This is a genomic window from Nocardia aurantia, assembly GCF_009604425.1.
Classification (GTDB): domain Bacteria; phylum Actinomycetota; class Actinomycetes; order Mycobacteriales; family Mycobacteriaceae; genus Nocardia; species Nocardia aurantia.
On the sequence record NZ_WEGI01000063.1, the window covers coordinates 1 to 624 of the forward strand.

At 65.4% G+C, this 624-nt stretch carries 1 protein-coding gene; it reads left to right on the forward strand.

The window, feature by feature from the left end:
• Nucleotides 1-169 precede the first annotated feature (169 nt).
• Nucleotides 170-397, forward strand: a complete 228-nt coding sequence (locus NRB56_RS38170; protein WP_153349247.1) for a hypothetical protein — start codon at nt 170-172, stop codon at nt 395-397.
• Nucleotides 398-624: the final 227 nt, after the last annotated feature.

A 624-nucleotide genomic window follows, 5' to 3' on the forward strand; every position in this document is an offset into this window, starting at 1 on the left:
ACGGTTGCGGGCCACCCGGACGACATCGTCCCGGAACTCGCGGGGGTAAGGCTTGGCCACAGCGACATCCTTCCAGCCCGCCCGAAGGCAAGCCAACTCGGTTGTCACCTATACCTGCAGCAGTCCCACACGGCACGGAAGCCTTCCGGCATCAGCACATCCGCCCACGGTGTACCCGCTCGAAGATCATCTCACCGAACCCGTCGACAACTGGCCGGCACAAATCTTCCACCCCGACCGGATCCAGCAGTCCTTGGCCGCACTCGAGGCCGCTCAGCCGGATGCGGCCCCACTACTGGACGCCGCTTACGCCACACGGGCCGACTGCGACGCGAAACTCGCCCGATATCGCGCCGTTCTGGAAGCCGGTGCCGATCCGGCGCTGATCGCCACCTGAATGGCACAGGTACAACGTGAGGAAAACCGACCTCGACACCCGGATCGCTGCGCTCCGCGCCGCCGACACGAGCAGGCACCGAATGAGTGCTGACGAGATCTGAGGTTCCGGCTTATATGAATGTCACCGGTTGGCTGGCTGGGTGATCACCGGTCGTAGTCTGCCGGAGGTGTTGAGCCGGGGCTGGCTCGTGAGGTTCCTGCCGCCCGTTCGGGCTGGCTCGCCGG